Annotated in this window: 14 protein-coding genes; 1 reads left to right on the forward strand and 13 read right to left on the reverse strand. The window is 44.2% G+C overall.

The features are described from left to right. Positions 1–316: 316 nt before the first annotated feature. Entirely contained in the window at positions 317–1,585 is a 1,269-nt protein-coding gene (locus tag OGM16_01705; protein ID UYJ47018.1) for a S8 family serine peptidase, read from the forward strand. Here OGM16_01705 and OGM16_01710 read toward each other — a convergent pair. The 13 genes from OGM16_01710 to OGM16_01770 form a co-directional block, all read right to left on the reverse strand. Beyond that, positions 1,563–2,495 (reverse strand): ROK family protein, encoded by a 933-nt coding sequence (locus tag OGM16_01710; GenBank protein ID UYJ47019.1) that lies wholly within the window; start codon positions 2,493–2,495, stop codon positions 1,563–1,565. The two genes, OGM16_01705 and OGM16_01710, sit on opposite strands and share 23 nt — an antisense overlap. Positions 2,496–2,765: 270 nt before the next feature. Continuing rightward, positions 2,766–3,839, reverse strand: coding sequence for a substrate-binding domain-containing protein (locus tag OGM16_01715; GenBank protein UYJ47020.1), 1,074 nt, complete (start codon positions 3,837–3,839; stop codon positions 2,766–2,768). 79 nt (positions 3,840–3,918) lie between these two features. Next, on the reverse strand, positions 3,919–4,935 hold the full coding sequence (locus OGM16_01720; protein UYJ47021.1) for an ABC transporter permease: 1,017 nt from the start codon (positions 4,933–4,935) through the stop codon (positions 3,919–3,921). A gap of 36 nt (positions 4,936–4,971) precedes the next feature. Further along, positions 4,972–6,507: a sugar ABC transporter ATP-binding protein gene (locus OGM16_01725; protein UYJ47022.1), complete on the reverse strand. Its 1,536-nt coding sequence runs from the start codon at positions 6,505–6,507 to the stop codon at positions 4,972–4,974. A 40-nt stretch (positions 6,508–6,547) separates the two neighbouring features. Next, positions 6,548–7,849: an AGE family epimerase/isomerase gene (locus OGM16_01730; protein UYJ47023.1), complete on the reverse strand. Its 1,302-nt coding sequence runs from the start codon at positions 7,847–7,849 to the stop codon at positions 6,548–6,550. Positions 7,850–7,958: 109 nt separating this feature from the next. Further along, positions 7,959–9,407 carry an ATP-binding cassette domain-containing protein gene (locus OGM16_01735; protein UYJ47024.1) on the reverse strand — a complete coding sequence of 483 codons (1,449 nt, stop codon included), beginning with the start codon at positions 9,405–9,407 and terminating at the stop codon, positions 7,959–7,961. Positions 9,408–9,440: 33 nt separating this feature from the next. After that, positions 9,441–10,451, reverse strand: coding sequence for a histidine kinase (locus tag OGM16_01740; protein UYJ47025.1), 1,011 nt, complete (start codon positions 10,449–10,451; stop codon positions 9,441–9,443). Continuing rightward, positions 10,448–12,067, reverse strand: coding sequence for a response regulator (locus tag OGM16_01745; GenBank protein ID UYJ47026.1), 1,620 nt, complete (start codon positions 12,065–12,067; stop codon positions 10,448–10,450). The genes OGM16_01740 and OGM16_01745 overlap by 4 nt, the downstream gene beginning before the upstream one ends. A gap of 312 nt (positions 12,068–12,379) precedes the next feature. After that, on the reverse strand, positions 12,380–13,792 hold the full coding sequence (locus OGM16_01750) for an oxaloacetate decarboxylase subunit alpha (GenBank protein UYJ47027.1): 1,413 nt from the start codon (positions 13,790–13,792) through the stop codon (positions 12,380–12,382). 64 nt (positions 13,793–13,856) lie between these two features. Then, complete coding sequence (locus tag OGM16_01755; protein ID UYJ47028.1) at positions 13,857–15,002, reverse strand: sodium ion-translocating decarboxylase subunit beta; 1,146 nt, start codon at positions 15,000–15,002, stop codon at positions 13,857–13,859. 50 nt (positions 15,003–15,052) lie between these two features. Continuing rightward, positions 15,053–15,415 carry a biotin/lipoyl-binding protein gene (locus OGM16_01760; GenBank protein UYJ47029.1) on the reverse strand — a complete coding sequence of 121 codons (363 nt, stop codon included), beginning with the start codon at positions 15,413–15,415 and terminating at the stop codon, positions 15,053–15,055. 62 nt (positions 15,416–15,477) lie between these two features. Next, complete coding sequence (locus tag OGM16_01765; GenBank protein ID UYJ47030.1) at positions 15,478–16,287, reverse strand: OadG family transporter subunit; 810 nt, start codon at positions 16,285–16,287, stop codon at positions 15,478–15,480. A gap of 17 nt (positions 16,288–16,304) precedes the next feature. Then, positions 16,305–17,756: a carboxyl transferase gene (locus OGM16_01770; GenBank protein UYJ47031.1), complete on the reverse strand. Its 1,452-nt coding sequence runs from the start codon at positions 17,754–17,756 to the stop codon at positions 16,305–16,307. Between the last annotated feature and the right edge of the window lie 202 nt (positions 17,757–17,958).

The following is a 17,958-nucleotide window of genomic DNA, read 5'->3' on the forward strand; positions in this document are numbered from 1 at the left end:
CAAGCCCCTTGAAAGATTTTTAACAAGAATATAACAAGTATACCATATTTCTTCAGAAAAATGTCATACTTTCCTCACAGCTCACATGGTATAATGTAATGCGTCCAAAAGAAAAACAAGCGACACCGCAGGTGGCATTTGTTTTTCTTGGACCATTAACGAACGAACCGCCTGCGATAGCAGGCAACAGAGCGCGGCAGCGCGGGTTCGTGAGTGTCCCCGCTATCCTTACGAACCACCCTACGTCAGCAGGCAACAGAGCGCGGCAGCGCGGGTTCGTGAGTGTCCCCGACTATCCACGAAAGGAGTATCCTTCATGAAACGACTACACGCAGGCATCATTTCCACCCTGCTTTCCCTTACAATGACACTGACCCCCTGTTCCATTTCAGCCTTAGCCGCCCAGGAAAACAGCAGGGATTTTTCCCTTTTCTTTAGCGGACCCGGTGTGCAAAACATTTCTTCCGGTGATGAATACAGCGAATATCAGTGGGCCCTTCACAACACTGGCCGGCTGCGCCGCACAGAAAAAGTATTAAATATCAAAACATTGGATCACATTTATCTCCATTATGGCGAAAATGGCATAGATGATATTGCCCTTCCTCCTTTAGGACCGGACAATTTCGAATCTATTAACACCGATGCAGTGGCAAATATTGATATCAACATTGAAGATGCCTGGAAAACATACAGCGAAATAGAAAACAAACGTACCGTTACCGTAGCTATCATCGATACCGGTATCGATACGACTCATTCAGACTTAAAAGATTCCATCTGGGTCAATGAAGATGAGATCCCCGGAGACGGCATTGACAATGACGGAAATGGCTATGTAGATGATGTGAATGGCTGGAATTTTGTTTCAAACAGCAATGAAATCTGCACAGGGGAAGAAGACAGCCACGGAACCCATGGTGCCGGTACTATTGCCGCCGCCTGGAACAATGGCGGCATCGCAGGCATTACAGACAACACCCACGTAAAGCTTATGGTATTAAAAGCCTTAGGCGGCTCTGACGGCAAAGGTTCCCCTGAAAGCGTCATCGAAGCCATGAAATATGCCGAAGCCAATGGTGCCGATATCTGCAACTTAAGCTTCGGTTCCGGTAATTGCACTCCCGAATTTGAAGCAGCCATCCGTGATTCCAAAATGCTCTTTGTAGTAGCTGCCGGAAACGGTAATCAGTACCAGGTAGGTTATGACATTGATAAATCTCCTGTATACCCGGCAAGTCTCCCTTATGACAATGTGATCACTGTAGGAAACCTGCTTTTCAACGGCCGCTTAGATGACAGCTCCAACTATGGCGCTGTTTCCGTAGACCTGGCAGCTCCCGGAACCTATATTTTAAGCACCATTCCCGGTGATTCTTACGCCTATATGAGCGGAACCTCCATGGCAGCTCCTATGGTAACAGGTGCTGCCGCCCTGATCTACTCTGCAAGAACTGACTTAAGCCTTCAGGACATAAAAACAGCTATTTTATCAACTGTACATAAACTGGCCCCATTAAAGGGCAAAACAGCAACAGGCGGCATGCTGGATGTATCTGCAGCTATAAAATGGACAAAGAATTAACTGCCGCAACTACAGCCGCATAATCCCCGATCCGCTCTCCTAAAGCCGCCGGTACGATCTCACAGGCCGCCCGGTTCATGGGGAGCGCTTCTTTTTCCAGTTCCTCATACATGGTCTTATCTAAAAGATGGTGACTCCTGGCATAAACAGAACCTGCCACGATCTTTTCCGGATTTAAAAGGTCTATAAGGATAGCCAGACCTCTTCCAAAAACAGCTCCGCATCTGGCATACACTGCTAAAGCTCTCTCATCTCCGGCCTCAGCCCGTTCTGCCAGCTCCTTTGCACTCCCTTCTGTGCCAAAATATCCGGCAAGCCTGCTGATACCTCCTCCAGAGCAGAAACCTTCCAGGCTTCCTGCTTTTCCATATCCTTCCGGTCCTTCAGGTTCCATACGTATGTGACCTGCTTCCCCAGCCATGCCGGTACTTCCCCGGTATAACTGTCCATTAAGGATAAGACCGGAACCAAGACCTGTGCCAAAAGTAAGAAAGAGCATATTCTGACAGCCTTTTCCGGCCCCGAACTTCCATTCTGCCAAAGCTCCTGCATCTGCATCATTTTCCATTTTCACAGGGATTCCCAGCTTCTCCTCAAGATATTCCACTACAGGCACCTGAGCCCAGCCCTGAAGGTTCGGCGGCGATAATATCCACTTCCTGTCGGGACTTAAAGGACCGCCACAGGAAATTCCCCCACAGATAACACAATTTTCACCCTCAGTCCCTGTTGTCAGCCCATATTTCTTTGCTATCATCAAAGCATTTTCAGATAATTCATCAAGGACCTTTTTCCAATCTCCCAGTGTTTTCATCTCATACCGCTCCAGAAAATCTACCTGGTCTCCTTCCACCTTCGCCAGGATCACTGCACATTTTGTGCCTCCAATATCAAATCCATACAGATACATACAGTCTCTCCCTTCTTCTAAGATGTACTCTCGGAGTCTTTCCTGCACTTGCCTTTGCGGCCGATTTTCCGCCAGTTGCACCCGAATTTCAGAGGCGGACGCAACGCCAACGCCTCAGAAATTTGGGCACAACTGACAAAAAATCTTCTCGCAAAATCAAGTACAAAAAGATTCCGAGAGTACATTATGTGCAGCAATGAAAACAGCTCCGGCAGGCTGACATACCTGCCGGAGCATATTTTTCTCACTTTGTTTCTTTAAACAGCCTGATTATTTAACTGCATCTAAATTTAAGATAGAAACGCCAGTATCAATATATTCAGGAGCTACTTTTCCATCATTAATAGCGGTGATTGCTGCATACATGCCTTCATAACCCATAACATCAGGATTCTGAGCCATTGTACAGATCAGGGCACCATCTTTGATCAGCTGGATAACCGCATCAGACTTATCCATACCTGCTGCTACGATGTTATTTCCATCTTCTGCAACTGCATTACCAACACCAACGCAGGAGCCTTCATTTGCACCAAACAGTGCTACACAACCCTGGGAAATAAAGTTAGCTGCTGCATCTTTAGATTTTGCTGCATCGCCATCTGCATACTGTGTTTCAAGGATCTCAAAAGCGGTTCCTTCAAATGCGGAACGGAAGCCTTCGTCACGGTCTACAGTAGAAGTGGTTGCTGCGTTTACAGAAACGATACCGATCTTGCCTTCTTTAACTCCCTTAGCTTCCAGAGCTGCCAGAACCTGCTCACCAGCAGTCTTTCCTGCTGCACGGTTGTCAGTTCCTAACTTCTGTACACAAGGATAATTTGCAAAAGAGTCAACCTGAACGATCTTAACACCAGCCTGATCTGCTTCTTCCAGAGCTGCTGTGATAGCGTCAGGACCATTTGCAGCTACCAGGATAGCGGTTGCGCCATCAGCTACTGCATTGTTTACACACTCGATCTGCTTTGCGTCATCTTTTACATCAGGAGCGATCCACTTATAATCACAGCCAAGCTCTTCTGCTGCCTTCTTGCAGCCCTTGTCCATGTTTACCCAGTGCTGATCCATAGAGTCAATGGTGATAAGAACTACCTTCTGTCCTTTTCCATCTCCGGCCTTTGCAATGTCTCCTGTTTCCCCGGACAGCATATCATTGCCAGCAGCCTCTTCTTTCTTCTCTTCTGCTTTGGTTTCCTCAGCTTTGCTTTCTTCCTTCTTCTCCTCTGCAGTTGTTTCAGCTGTTGTAGCTGCTGCAGTTGTCTCCTTTGGAGCAGATGAGCAGCCTGCTAATAATGCAGAACCAAGTGCTGCCGCCAGAATCATTGAAATCGCTTTTTTCCTCATAATACTATACCTTTCCTTTCTTTATTGTGAAAGCATTTTTATGCTTTACCTTCGTCTTTACCTTCATTTTACTTATTTTTTAGTTGTTTTTATGTTTTTTGCTCTTGCCTCTGCCGCTTCTTACGATTACATCCATAAGTACTGCAACAACTACGATAATACCGATCACGATATTTCTGATAGCAACCGGTGCTCCTGCAAACTGAAGACCATTCTGTAAAACACCCCAGATACCGGAACCGATCACAGTACCAAGTAAAATACCGGAACCACCTAATGTAGATACGCCGCCGATTACAGAAGCTGCTACTGCATACATTTCATAAGATGTACCAGCATCCATAGTACCTGTACCAGTTGAAGCACAGGTGATCAGACCTGTTATGCAGGCACAGAAAGCAGCTACAATGTAAACATAGATAACTGTATTGTCTACATTAACACCGGAAAGTCTTGCTGCATCAATATTACTTCCTGTTGCGTAAATATGACGGCCGGTTCTGGTACAGCTCATTATGTAGTTAAAGATGAACCAGATCACCAGAGCGATCCAGAAAGCACTGAAGATACCTAATATCTTACCACTGTAGAAGAAGGTACGGAAACCTTTTGCAGCTTCACCAATGGAGTCTGTATTGTAATTACCATTGACGATCTGTGCAATACCTCTTGCAATTGTCATTGTACCTAAGGTTGCGATGAAAGGTGGCAGCTTGCATTTTGATACCAGAATGCCATTTACATAACCAACTAACAGGCACACAACCAATGTGATAACCATTGCAACCCATGGATTCATTCCATGACACATTAGGGTTGCTGAGATCATACAGCTCATACCTACTACAGAACCAATAGAAAGATCGATATTTCCTGTGAATAATACATAGGACTGTCCTACACCGATCAGAAGTGTAGGTGCGATCTGGCGCAGCAGGTTCGCTGTATTTCTGTAAGTAAAGAAATTAGGATTGATAAATCCAAACACCAGACATAAAACGATCAGACCTATTGTTACGGTTATAACCTGTCCCATTCCCCTCTGGGAAAGGAAACGCCCCAGTACACCGGGCTTTTTATCACTTGAACTACTCATATTGTCCCTCCTTGATGAGATTAAATCCAAAATTCGTTATAACGCTGTTTTCTGTTCAAACTGCGTTGCCTTAGTTAAGATCATATCCTGGGTGGCCTCTTCTGCTGAAAGTTCTCCGGTAATACGGCCATCACACATAACAATAATGCGGTCACTCATTCCCATTACCTCTGGCATTTCAGAAGAAACAAACATAACACCAATGCCATTTTGCTTCAGCTGATTCATCAGGTTATAGATCTCTACCTTGGCAGCTACATCAATACCTCTGGTAGGCTCATCAAAGATAACAACTCTTGAATTTCTGGCCAGCCACTTGGCAACTACCACTTTCTGCTGATTTCCTCCTGAAAGGCTTCCTGCATCTACCTGTGCGTTAGGAAGCTTGATCTTCAGGGCTTTTACAGCATTATCAACCATTGCTTTTTCTTTTTTCCGGTTTACAGTCCCCACTGGACCTTCACAAAGTATATCCAGATTCGGAAGGGCAATATTATCTGCAATACTAAGTCTTGTACAGAGACCGTCTTTTTTTCTGTCCTCAGGTGCCAGTACCAGACCTGCTTTAATGGAATCTGCCGGACAGCTGATTTTTACCTCTTTTCCATCAATAAAGATCTCTCCGCTTTCTTTCAGATCAATACCGAAGATCGCACGGGTTGTTTCTGTACGTCCTGCACCCATCAGTCCTGCAATTCCTACGATCTCACCTTCATATAATTCCAGATTAATGTCCCGGACCATTCTTCCTGCATTCAGATGCTTTACTTCCAGGATCTTTTTGCCTTTTTCACAGGACACTCTTGGGAATTTCTCCTTGATCTCATGTCCTACCATGTTGGCAATGATCTCATCCATCCTGTTAATATCATACGGCATCTGGGTAATGTATTTTCCATCGCGCATGATGATAACACGGTCTACAATGTGCTGCAGTTCCTCCAGACGGTGGGATATGTAGATAATACCGATACCCTCCGACTTTAACTGGTGGATGATCTTAAACAGCTCATCGATCTCCTTAGATGTAAGTGCTGAAGTAGGTTCATCCATGATCAATACTTTGGCATTCTGTGAAAGTGCCTTTGCGATCTCCACCATCTGCTGTTTGGATACAGCCAGTTCACTGACCTGTTCCCTTGGATCAATATCAATATTTAACTTATGAAGGATCTCTTTTGTTTCCTGGTTCATACGTTCATTGTCCAGACGGCCATTTTTTATCAGTTCCCGTCCCAGGAAAATATTCTCCGCCACACTTAAATGAGTACACATATTTAATTCCTGATGGATAATGGACACACCGGCATTTTTTGCCTTATTTGCATCCCACTCACCGATCTTGTTCCCAAACAGGATGATCTCTCCATCATCTCTCTGATAAACACCTGAAAGGATCTTCATCAGTGTTGACTTACCTGCACCGTTTTCCCCCAACAGTGCCAGCACCTCTCCAGCATACAGGTCCAGTTTTACATTATCCAAGGCCTTTACACCGGGAAACTCTTTCATAATGCCTGTCATTCGGACCAGTTCTTTCCCCACAGGCACCTCTGCCTTCTTTTCTCCCATATTTGCTTCCTTTCAAAGATGCTTTGCGACTGCGCTGACATTATTCCGTCAGTGATTCGATCCTCAGACAGCACTCCATCATAGCACGGTCTGTATGATAAATACATTTCCACTGATTTCCGGTATCATCGATCACCGGTGTTCCATCTGCTAAAAGCAACTGTCTGGACTCTCCAACCTCCGGATTATAGAAATATTTCTTATCAAATTCCCATAACTTTATGAAGGTATCCAGATATCTCTCATCCTCAGTAGCCTGATAAGAATCAAGGAAACCTGTCAGTGACTCAAAGTTCTGCCACCATTCTTTATCTGTTACAACAATACGGCCATCGTGCATTCCATCTCTGTAAATACCGCCGTGGATATTGTCCCAGCCATTTGCCAGTGTGTAATCTGCAAATTTTCTGGTAAATTCTCTGGCAGGCGGAAGTCCCAGCACTTCATATGCACGGTTCAACAGCCAGATCAGTTCAATATTGTGTCCATAAGAAGTAGTATCTAATGGATTTTTGTTAGCACTTTCCGGATCTCTGTCATAATTCCAGGTTCTGCGAATGGAAATAGCCGGCTTTGGTGTAAAATCAATACTAAACTGATTTCTTCCACACCAGAAATCATAATCAACCATGTGTTTTAACACAATATCAATGATTTCCTGAAGAGCTCTCTTATGTACTTCCTTGTGGGTTGCCTCATAAAGAGTTGTATATGCTTCCATGGTGTGCATGTGGATATCCAGGGATTTCAGGTCTCCTCCATAAACTCCGGCACTTTCCAGTGTCCAGTCCTCTTTGAAGTTCTCAAAATAGCCGCCGTAGAAAGTGTCTGCTGCATATTTTTTCAGAGCATCAAAGGTTTTTTCCGCATATTCGATACCTCGCTCATCACCGGTAGCCATATAATATTCAGCTAACGCATAGATTGCAAAGGTCTGTCCGTAAACCAGTTTCCCATTATCCAGGACATTTCCCTTCCGGTCTGTTACCCATGCCCAGCCGGTGTTCTTCTTATCCCAGAATTTATCAATGAAGAAATCTACACCCTGTTTTGCTGCTTCTTTGCATTTTTCTTCCCAGCCATAACGTTTTGCCAGGCCATTGCGAAGAAGTGCCGAAAATCCCCAGATCATACGTGTCTGGGTTACGATCATTTTATCCTCAGGAGTTAATACTGCCAATTCCTTCATCAGCTTTCCTTTGGAATCAAAGCATACCAGATAACCGCCGTATTCTTTATCGATTCCATTTTCAAGCCAAAATGGAACGCTTTCCTTCATAAAGCCTTCCATCTCTTTTTTTACTGTAAGGAGTTTTTCTCTCATTAACTGTTCCATTATCATTTACCCCTCCTGTTCTTTTATTAAGAAAATTATAACAGAACAGGAGGAATTAACAAGGGGACACTTTTTAGAATAGGGTAGACATTTTTCAGAATAATGCAGACATCTATCAAAAAAGTCTGCTGGTGATCCCGTACTCCTGTGGCTCTAACAGTACGGAAAAACTTCCGTCTTTTACGATCCCGATATGGTCTGATATATATACGCAATCTGTAAGATAGCCGGTCAAAAGCAGAATAGATACTCCTGCTGCCTTCAGTTCCTGCATCCGTTTTAAAATATAGGTACGGCAATGCATATCCCCATAAGCAAAAGGCTTTTTTACCACCAGGATCTTAGGATGGAACAGGCTTATTTTATTATAGATCAGCCCATATTTTTCCTTTAAAGAAAGGGAAGCAATATATTTTGTGTCAATAACATCTCCTGCTTCCCCATAATATTCACTGCGCACACTGTTAATATATGACTGCTTTAAAATGCTTTTCTTTAATTTACGGTCCAGTAAAAAGGTAAGGTTTTCCAGATAGGACATTTCCGAAAAAAGGAAAGACTGCGCTGGATTATCATCTAAAACGATCATTCCCCGGTCCAGGCTGCTTTTTACTTTTTTTTCCATTTTTTTGTGTGAGCAGAAAATATCTCCCTCATAGTCCACGTATTCCCCTGCAAGGATCCCGGTCAGCCGGTCCATGATCTGGTCATCTGAATCCAAAAGCGTAATGCATTCCCCAGGCTTAATTCCCAGACTCAGGTTATGTATGTCCCCATCTGTAATGTTTTTTAGCTCCAGCATATATCCCTGATCCACTTTCGGCTTAAATACTGTATTTTCTTTAAAATAATAAATATAGGGAGCTATAGCCTCTTCCCTGAATTCCTCTGGTTCAAATAATTTTTTTATCCTTCCTCTGGAAAACAGGGCGATCCTGTCGCAGATCTTAAACATGATCCAGTGATGATAGCAGAAATACAGCGTAGAGATCCCCATGCTCTGCATTTTTCTTAAAAGCTGGTGAAACTGCGGGAAATCTGCCTGACCGATCAGTTTTTCCGGATACAGCACCACTAAAAGCTTGCTTCCCATTAAATAGGCCTTGGCGATCTCCACCATGATCCGCTCCATGGTAGTAAGCCTTTCCACCCTTTTATTCAGATCCAGATCCATGGAAAGCTGTTTTAAGACTCTGTCTGCCTGTTCTCTTAAAACCCATTCATTGATCACCTGTTTCTTAAATCCTGGGCGCATAACAAACAGGTTATCCGTTATAGACAGATTATTGATCAGAGAGCTTTTCTGGTCGATCTGGTAAATACGGTTAGATGTTTCCTCCTGATTTAAATAACTGTTTACCAGTTTGCCACCCATATACACTCTTCCTGCATCAATAGGATGGTTCTTTGCCGTCAGTTCGATCAGTTCTTTGATCCCCCGGTCATTGACAGAAAGCAACCCTACGATCTCACCTGCAGTCATATAAAAACTGAAATTATCCAAATAAACAACCCCGTCTTTTTTGCAGGTCACATTTTCAAAACGAAGTATTTCCTGTTTCATAGCTGCCTCCTGTTTATCAGCATGTTCGTTACATCAATTCCTTACGACCGGAAGTGTGATCTCCACATCCGTTCCCACATCTGGCTGGCTGTAGATATAAATGCCATATTCTTCCCCAAACAAAAGCTTAATACGGTTATTTACATTTTTAACTGCAATTCCGCCTTTTTTACCGGTTTCCCCGTTGTTTTCCTCCTCCAGTCTCAGTGCTCTCAGCTGTTCATTCATAATCTTCACCTGACCTTTTTCAATGCCTACACCATCATCTGAGATCATAATGATCAGATGGCTGTCTGTCACAGTGACCTTAATATCTAGATGACCTGTTCCAATCTTGCGTTCCAGTCCATGATAAATGGAATTTTCCACGATCGGCTGCAAAGTCAGCTTGGGAAGCTGGCACATAAGCGCTTCCTCTTCATCCTCACAGTCATAGCGGATCCTCAGATCCAGCTTACTGCCAAAACGAAACTGTTGGATATAATAATAATTTTCCACATTTGCCAGTTCTTCTTCCAATGTGACCAGGTTATTTACCTGGGAAATGGTATAACGGAAGTAAGTTGCCAGTGCCTCCGTCATCTCCGCAATGGAATCCACCCCTGCGATCAGCGCCTCTGCCCGGATGCCTTCCAGAGTATTATAAAGAAAATGGGGATTGATCTGATTCTGTAATGCCAGATATTCCGATTTTTTCTTAGATACAGTGATCAGCTCGCTTTTGTCTAACAGGGCATAAAAACGACGCAGCATATTCTGCTCTTCCTCATTTAAAAGATAAGGCATATGGTAAATATCCTCATAACTGTCCCCTCTGGCAAAAGCCGCCTTTATCCGGCTGTTCACTTTTAAAGGCCGGTAGATCAGCTGATAAGCGGCATAAAGCAGGATAACATAAAGCACTCCTAAAAACAAAATAAACCACTTCATTTTCTCCGTCTTCCAATCCTGAAGGAACAGGATAAACAACAGACTGATATGAAAAATCAAAAAAATCGCTGCGCCCCAACGTATACGGTCAAAAAGATAACTTTCTTTATTCATGAATAGATCTTCCTGTACTCTCCCGGCTTCAGTCCGGTATATTTTATAAAACATTTCGTGAAATATTTCACATCTGCATAGCCTACCTTTTCACAGATCACATTCATTCCCTCATTTCCGGAAACCAGCAGTTTTTTCGCTGCATCCATACGCACTGACTGCAAAAATTCCAGAAAAGTTACCCCTGTTTCTTTCTTAAAAAGCGTGCTGAAATATCCAGGAGCAAAGCCAGCCATCTCACTTACTTCTTCTAAGGTAAGCGAACGGCTGTAATTTTCTTCTATGTACTGCTTTGCCTGCCGTATGGGCCGGTTATCTTCTGCCTTCTTCGCTTCAGAAGCTTTTTGCAGAGATCTTCCTATCGTCCCTCCTAAAAGGCGGAACAGTTCTTCTATATCTGCACATTCCCCTGCGTCTTTGCTGAATTCTTCCACAAATTTAGCTTCACTGTCCACACGGATCCCCCTGCTCTTCATGCAAAACAAATAATGATTGCAGGCCTCCTTAGTCATCTGCAGGATCTCATAACCGGTGATCCCCGGATAGTTCTTTAATACATCCCGCAAACCTTCAATAGTCCGCCTTGTCTCCACTACATTTAAAGCTTCGACTGCCCGTTCCATTTCCCTGTTAAAACGGTAAAATGCCTCACTGTTTATAAAATCAGAGTTTTTTCTCTGTTGTGCTTCATCCATTTCCAGCATCCGCCCGGTTCCTAAAAGAAGCCTCTGCTTTATCATAAATACAGCGTCCAGAAAAGACTTCCTGATACTGCCCGCTGTGTTTACCATGCTCCCCATTCCTATGGTAACACTCATTCCATTTAAGATACTTTCCTGGGCTTTCAGTTCATCCAGCATCTGGCGCACATTTCTCCGCACATTTTTACTCTCTTCTTCCCCGAAATTCAACAAAAGATAAAAGGTAGAGAACTCTGCATAAACTTCATGGTCAAAACATACCGGTTCCAGATACTGTAACGCCAGGCCTGCTGCCTTGTCTGCCAGGAAGGAAATACAGCTGTCATTGTGGTTTACATGGTCAAATTTGATGGCTGCAACCTGGAACACTCCCTCACGGAAATGGAAATGATACTGATTGTTCAGTTCTTTCAGGCTGATAATATTTTCCCGCTCCCGGTCTCCGTAGATCATACGGGAAATAAAACTGGTACGCAGCTTTCCTGCATCATTTTTTAAGGCAAGGCGGACTCTTTCTTCAAAATTTAACTGTTCATTTTTCTCCCTGTAAATATCTGCAATCTTTTGTAAGGTATCCCGTAATTCCTCTTTTTTAATAGGTTTTAAGAGATAATTTCTCACACCATAACGGATCGCCGTCTGGGCATATTCAAAATGCCTGTATCCACTGATTATGATGATCTCTGTATCCGGCAGTTTTTCTTTTACTTTCCTGATCAGTTCCATCCCATCAATTCCAGGCATCCGTATGTCTGTGATCAGAATCTCCGGTTTACAGATTTTTGCCTGCTCTAATGCCTCAATACCATTAGAAGCAGTTGCCGCTATTTTTAACCCCATTTCTTCCCAGTTGATCAGCTTTATGATCAGCTGACAGATCTTTTCTTCATCATCTGCGATCAATACCTTCAGCATGTTCTCCTCCTCATTGCACAAAACCTCTCCTGGTATATCGTTTCGTAAATAACTGTACTAATCGCATAGAATGCAGATTTAAGTGTGCAGATTTAAAAACGCAGGCGTAGTGGGCTACGCTGAGGCTTTTAGACCTGTGCAATCAGATTCGCAGACAAGTAAGTAGTATAGTTATTTCAAAAACGATGTACCAGTATATCAGTGTATCATCTTCAATAGATTTACGCCAGAGGCAGAGGCAAAAAACTAATGAAAAAACGCGCCCCATAAAGGGACGCGTTTCATACTTATCTTATTCCGGATAAGCCAAAATTACACTGGATAAGCCTTATTCTCTTTATCTGCTACAGCAGCATCTACTTTCTTCTGCTGGGCTTCTCTGTACTGAAAGAACTCCTTGGCAACATTTGGGAACAGAGCGTAGCTTAATACGTCCTCATCCTGCTGCTTCCACTGAGCACATTCCTTCTCAAACTGAGGCATCTGAGGTGCAATTAAATCTGCTGGTCTGCAGGTAATTGGAGTCTCATCACCGATGATCTTTTTCTGTACTTCTGGATTAAATGGCTTAACAGTCTGACCAAATTCACCAAGCATGATCTTCTTGGATTCCTTTGGAACCATCTTGTAGCGCTCACCCATTAATACGTTAAGAACTGCCTGGGTACCAACGATCTGGGAAGAAGGTGTAACCAGAGGCGGCTCTCCAAAGTCTTTACGTACTCTCGGGATCTCCTCCAGAACCTGCTGGTACTTGTCCTCCTGTCCAGCTTCCTTTAACTGGCTAACCAGGTTGGAAAGCATACCGCCAGGTACCTGATACTGCAGAGTCTTGATATTTACGCCTAATACCTTTGGATTTAACAGTCCGGTCTTTAATGCTTCCTCGCGGATCGGCTGGAAGTGAGCAGCGATCTCGCCTAAAAGCTTCTGATCGTATCCTGTATCGTATGGAGTACCGCGGAAGGTCTCTACCATAACTTCAGTTGCTGGCTGGCTGGTACCAAGTGCCAGTGGAGACATTGCACAGTCAATGATATCACAGCCTGCTTCTACAGCCTTCATATAGGTCATGGAAGCAACACCGGAAGTATAGTGGGTGTGCAGGTCGATCGGAAGTGTGGTTCCTTCCTTCAGGGCCTTAACTAACTCAGTAGCCTTGTATGGAGTCAACAGACCTGCCATATCCTTGATACACAGGGAATCAGCTCCCATGTCTTCAATTCTCTTAGCAATGTCTCTCCAGTAATCCAGAGTATAAGCATCACCTAAGGTGTAGCACAGTGCGATCTGAGCATGTCCTTTTTCCTTCTTTGTTGCCTTTACAGCAGTCTCCAGGTTACGGATATCGTTTAAGCAGTCGAAAATACGAATGATATCAATACCATTTGCAATAGACTTCTGCACGAAATACTCAACTACATCATCTGCGTAGTGGTTGTATCCCAGAATATTCTGTCCACGGAACAGCATCTGCAGCTTTGTATTCTTAAAGCCGTCTCTTAACTTTCTTAAACGCTCCCATGGATCTTCTTTTAAGAAACGCAGGCAGGCATCAAATGTAGCGCCTCCCCAGCACTCTACTGCGTGGTAGCCAACTTTATCCATCTTGTCTACGATCGGCAGCATCTGCTCTGTAGTCATTCTGGTAGCAAGTAAAGACTGATGAGCGTCACGAAGGACGGTTTCCACGATCTTTACTGGCTTCTTCTCTATCTCTGCCATAGTTTAAATCCTCCTTATAGGCACCCGGTCTGCAAACAGCACCGGGTGCAGTAAATGTTGGTTTTTATACACCGAAAATTGCCATAAAGGTACCGGCTGCTACTGCAGTACCGATAACACCTGCAACGTTTGGTCCCATTGCATGCATCAGCAGGAAGTTGGTAGGATCATATTCAGCACCAACCTTCTGGGATACACGGGCTGCCATAGGAACTGCGGATACACCTGCAGAACCGATCAGTGGGTTGATCTTTCCGCCAGTTACCTTGCATAAGATCTTTCCTAAGAGAACACCTCCGATGGTTCCCACACAGAATGCTATCAGACCTAAAATAACGATCTTGATAGTAGTTGCATTTAAGAATGCCTCTGCACTGGTGGTTGCACCTACAGAAGTACCAAGCAGGATAACAACGATGTACATCATTGCATTAGAAGCAGTCTCCTGAAGCTGTTTTACAACACCGCACTCACGGAACAGGTTACCTAACATCAGCATACCTACTAACGGAGCAGTAGATGGCAGGATCAGGCACACAACGATAGTAACGATGATCGGGAATAAGATCTTCTCCAGCTTGGATACAGAACGAAGCTGGGACATTTTGATCTTACGCTCCTTATCAGTAGTAAGAAGCTTCATAAATGGCGGCTGGATGATCGGAACCAGAGCCATATAAGAGTAAGCTGCAACAGCGATCGGTCCCATGATCTGGGTCTGTCCTAACTCACTGCAAAGGAACAGGGAAGTAGGGCCGTCTGCACCACCGATAATGGAGATACAAGCTGCTTCCTTTCCTGAGAATCCTAATAAGATTGCGAAGAAATATGCAGAGTAAATACCTAACTGAGCTGCAGCACCCATTAAAAAGCTGATTGGGTTTGCGATCAGCGGACCGAAGTCTGTCATTGCACCTACACCCATGAAAATCAGAGATGGAAGGATACTCCACTCATCCAGAGTGAAGAAGTAATACAGCAGACCGCCTACGCCGTTTGAAGTCTGCTCCGGAGAATACATGATATCCGGATAAATATTTACAAGCAGCATACCAAATGCGATCGGAATTAACAGCAGCGGCTCAAATCCCTTAGCAATAGCCAGGTATAAGAAGACCAGCGCCACACCGATCATAATGTAGTTTCCTGCTGACAGATGGAAAAACGCCATCTGGCCAAGCAGGTTTGATACCAAATTGCCAAAATCCATAATGTTACCTCCATAATGGAATCCCTAAATCAGGGGATCCATCTTGTTGACTAGTTCAGAGTAGCTAAAACAGCGCCAGACTCAACTGCATCGCCGTTTGCTACATTAATGCTGGCAATTGTACCATCTTCCGGAGCAACGATATCGTTCTCCATCTTCATAGCTTCCAGAACCAGGACAACTTCGCCCTTCTTTACTGCCTGTCCTACAGAAGCCTTAACTGCTACTACCTTACCTGGCATTGGAGCGGTAACCTGAACGGAACCTGCAGCGCCTGCTGGAGCTGCTGCCGGTGCAGGTGCTGCTGCCGGAGCTGCTGGAGCTGCTGCTACTGGTGCGCCAGCTGCTGCTGCGCCCTCTTCAACGGTTACTGCATATGCTTTTCCATTTACTGTAATGGTATATGTCTTCATAGTTTGATTCCTCCTACTTGTTGTATAAACACACCGGTTTTCTTAACCTCAATGTGCAGTGATTATCTTCCCAGACCTACACGGCGGATAGAACGTACTACCAGACCGTTAGATGTAGCGCTGCCTTCATATGCTGCGATGGCAGCAGTCATAACAGCTACTAATTCTGCATCATCAGAAAGATCAGGACCTGTTACTGCAGGTGCTGCTGCTGGCTTAACAGCCGGTACAGGTGCTGCCTTTAGAGCAGGTGCTGCTGCTTTCTTCTTTCCTTCTTCCCATGCATGGATGTATTTGAAGCATGAGATCAGGATACTGATGAAGATCAAAACAAGGAATACTGTGCCGATACCAATAATTGTATATACAGTAGCGGTCTTTAACAGGGTGCCCATAGAAGTATCTTCTGCAACACCTGCGGACATATCTGTAAACTCAGCCTGGATCTGCTGGGTAGCCATATTGATATTCATCACATATTTCTTGGTTCCCTCTGTAAAATCAACCGGGATCATAACGGTATAGCTACCGTCTGCCAGAAGAACTACAGAACCTTCATCCATATTTACATTCTTTAATTCGCCCATGTCCTCGCGAACTTCCAGCTGAGCCTCATAAATAGCTGCTGTAGTCGCATCGCCTGTTGACTCTGCCAGAGTTTTCTGAACGATCAGCTGATCCTTTGGTACGCCTAAAGTCTGTGCTGCAGACAGCATAATGGACTGAGCCATTGAATCATCTACAGGAGTTCCGTCCATGCTGATGGTGGAATCAGTCTCTGCTGTATCCTGGTTAGAGGAGCAGCCAGAAAGGCTTACCAGGCAGGCGGACAGAAGAACTGCTGCTGCCATTCTCTTTACAAATCGTCTCATATACATGTCACCTCTCTTTAAACCGTGCCATGCTTCTTGGAAGGACGGTCCTCACTTTTTGTGTACAGCATCTCAAAAGCGGCGATCACTCTCTGACGGGTCTCTTCTGCCTTGATGATGTCATCTACATAACCTCTCTTTGCAGCAGCAACAGCGCCGGACTGCATAGCGGTATATTCAGCGGTTTTCTCTTTGATCATTGCAACTGCATCATCAGCAGCTTCGATCTCTTTTGCGTACATGATCTTAACAGCTTCTGCCGGATCCATAGTTCCGATCACTGCATTTGGCCATGCATAAACAATATCTGCACCCAGGCTCTTGCTGCCCATGGTAAGGCCTGCGCTTCCCAGTGCATTCTTAACAACAACAGTTACCTTCGGAACAGTTGCATCAGCATATGCGTAGGTCAGCTTAGCAGCTAACTTGGCGATCTTTCTTTCACTGCACATGGTTGCACGGTAGCCATTTACATTTACCAGAGTCAGAACAGGAATGCTGAATGCATCACAGAAGTTAATGAAATCGGTTGCTTTTTCACAGCCTTTTCCACAAAGAGCTGCCTCTAAAGTCTGTACCTTCTCACCGTTCTCATATACTTCGCTGCGGTTTGCTACGCATCCTACTGTGCTTCCATTTAAACGGATAAATCCGGTTACCATAGAAGTGCCGTAGTTCTTCTTAACTTCCATAAAAAAGTTATTATCAGAGATCATCTGTAAAGCTGCTGCAGTATCTCCGGTGTATCCTTCGATACCAGCACACATACGGTTTAAATCGTCTGTGCAGTCAACTTCAGACAGATCTTCTTCATTATTAGAAGGCAGTACAGATACCAATGTACGGATCTGGGATAATACAGATGCTTCATCACCTGTGAAATCAACCAGACCAGCTTCCTCTGCCTGGAATTTAGCGGAAGATGTATCACATTTTGCCTTATAATTGCCCTCTAAAGCATTTGGGGAATTAACAAACAGTTTTGCAGAAGTATCTTCCATAAAGGTGAAATCTGCCATGCCTGCAGAAACAGCCATACCGCCGCCGCAGGTACCAAAAACTGCCATAATCTGAGGAATAACTCCAGATGCCATTGTCTGGCTTAAATACAGCTTGCCAAATCCATCCAGTGCGTCAGTTGCTTCCTGAAGACGCAGTCCTGCACAGTCTACCAGACCAATAACAGGTGCTCCCATCTTCATAGCCATAGAGTAGATGTTGCAGATCTTCTTTGCATGCATCTCACCCATTGAACCGCCCAGTACAGCAGCATCCTGGCTGTATACATATACCAGGCATCCGCCGATGGTACCGTAACCGGTAACTACACCGTCAGCCGGTGTTTCCTGCTCAGTCATGTTAAAGTCAGTATTTCTGGCCGCAATATAGGCTCCGACTTCAACAAAACTGTTCTCATCAAGCAGGGCTGCAATACGGCTGCTTGCTGAAGTTTGTGCTGAATTACTCATTTTCCAGTCCTCCATCATTCTTAAGTTTACAGTATTTAGCGGAAAACGCATAAAAATAGCGCCTTCCTATAAAATACAGAAATATTGCCGTTTATATTATAGTGATTTTTTTGTCAAATGGCAAGTGTTTCCTTTTATTAAAATTGTTTATTAATAAATTTTAAGGTAGCCCTTCCTGCTAACCATTGTATTTCCTAGGTTT

Source organism: Lachnospiraceae bacterium, assembly GCA_025758065.1.
Classification (GTDB): Bacteria; Bacillota; Clostridia; order Lachnospirales; family Lachnospiraceae; genus Enterocloster.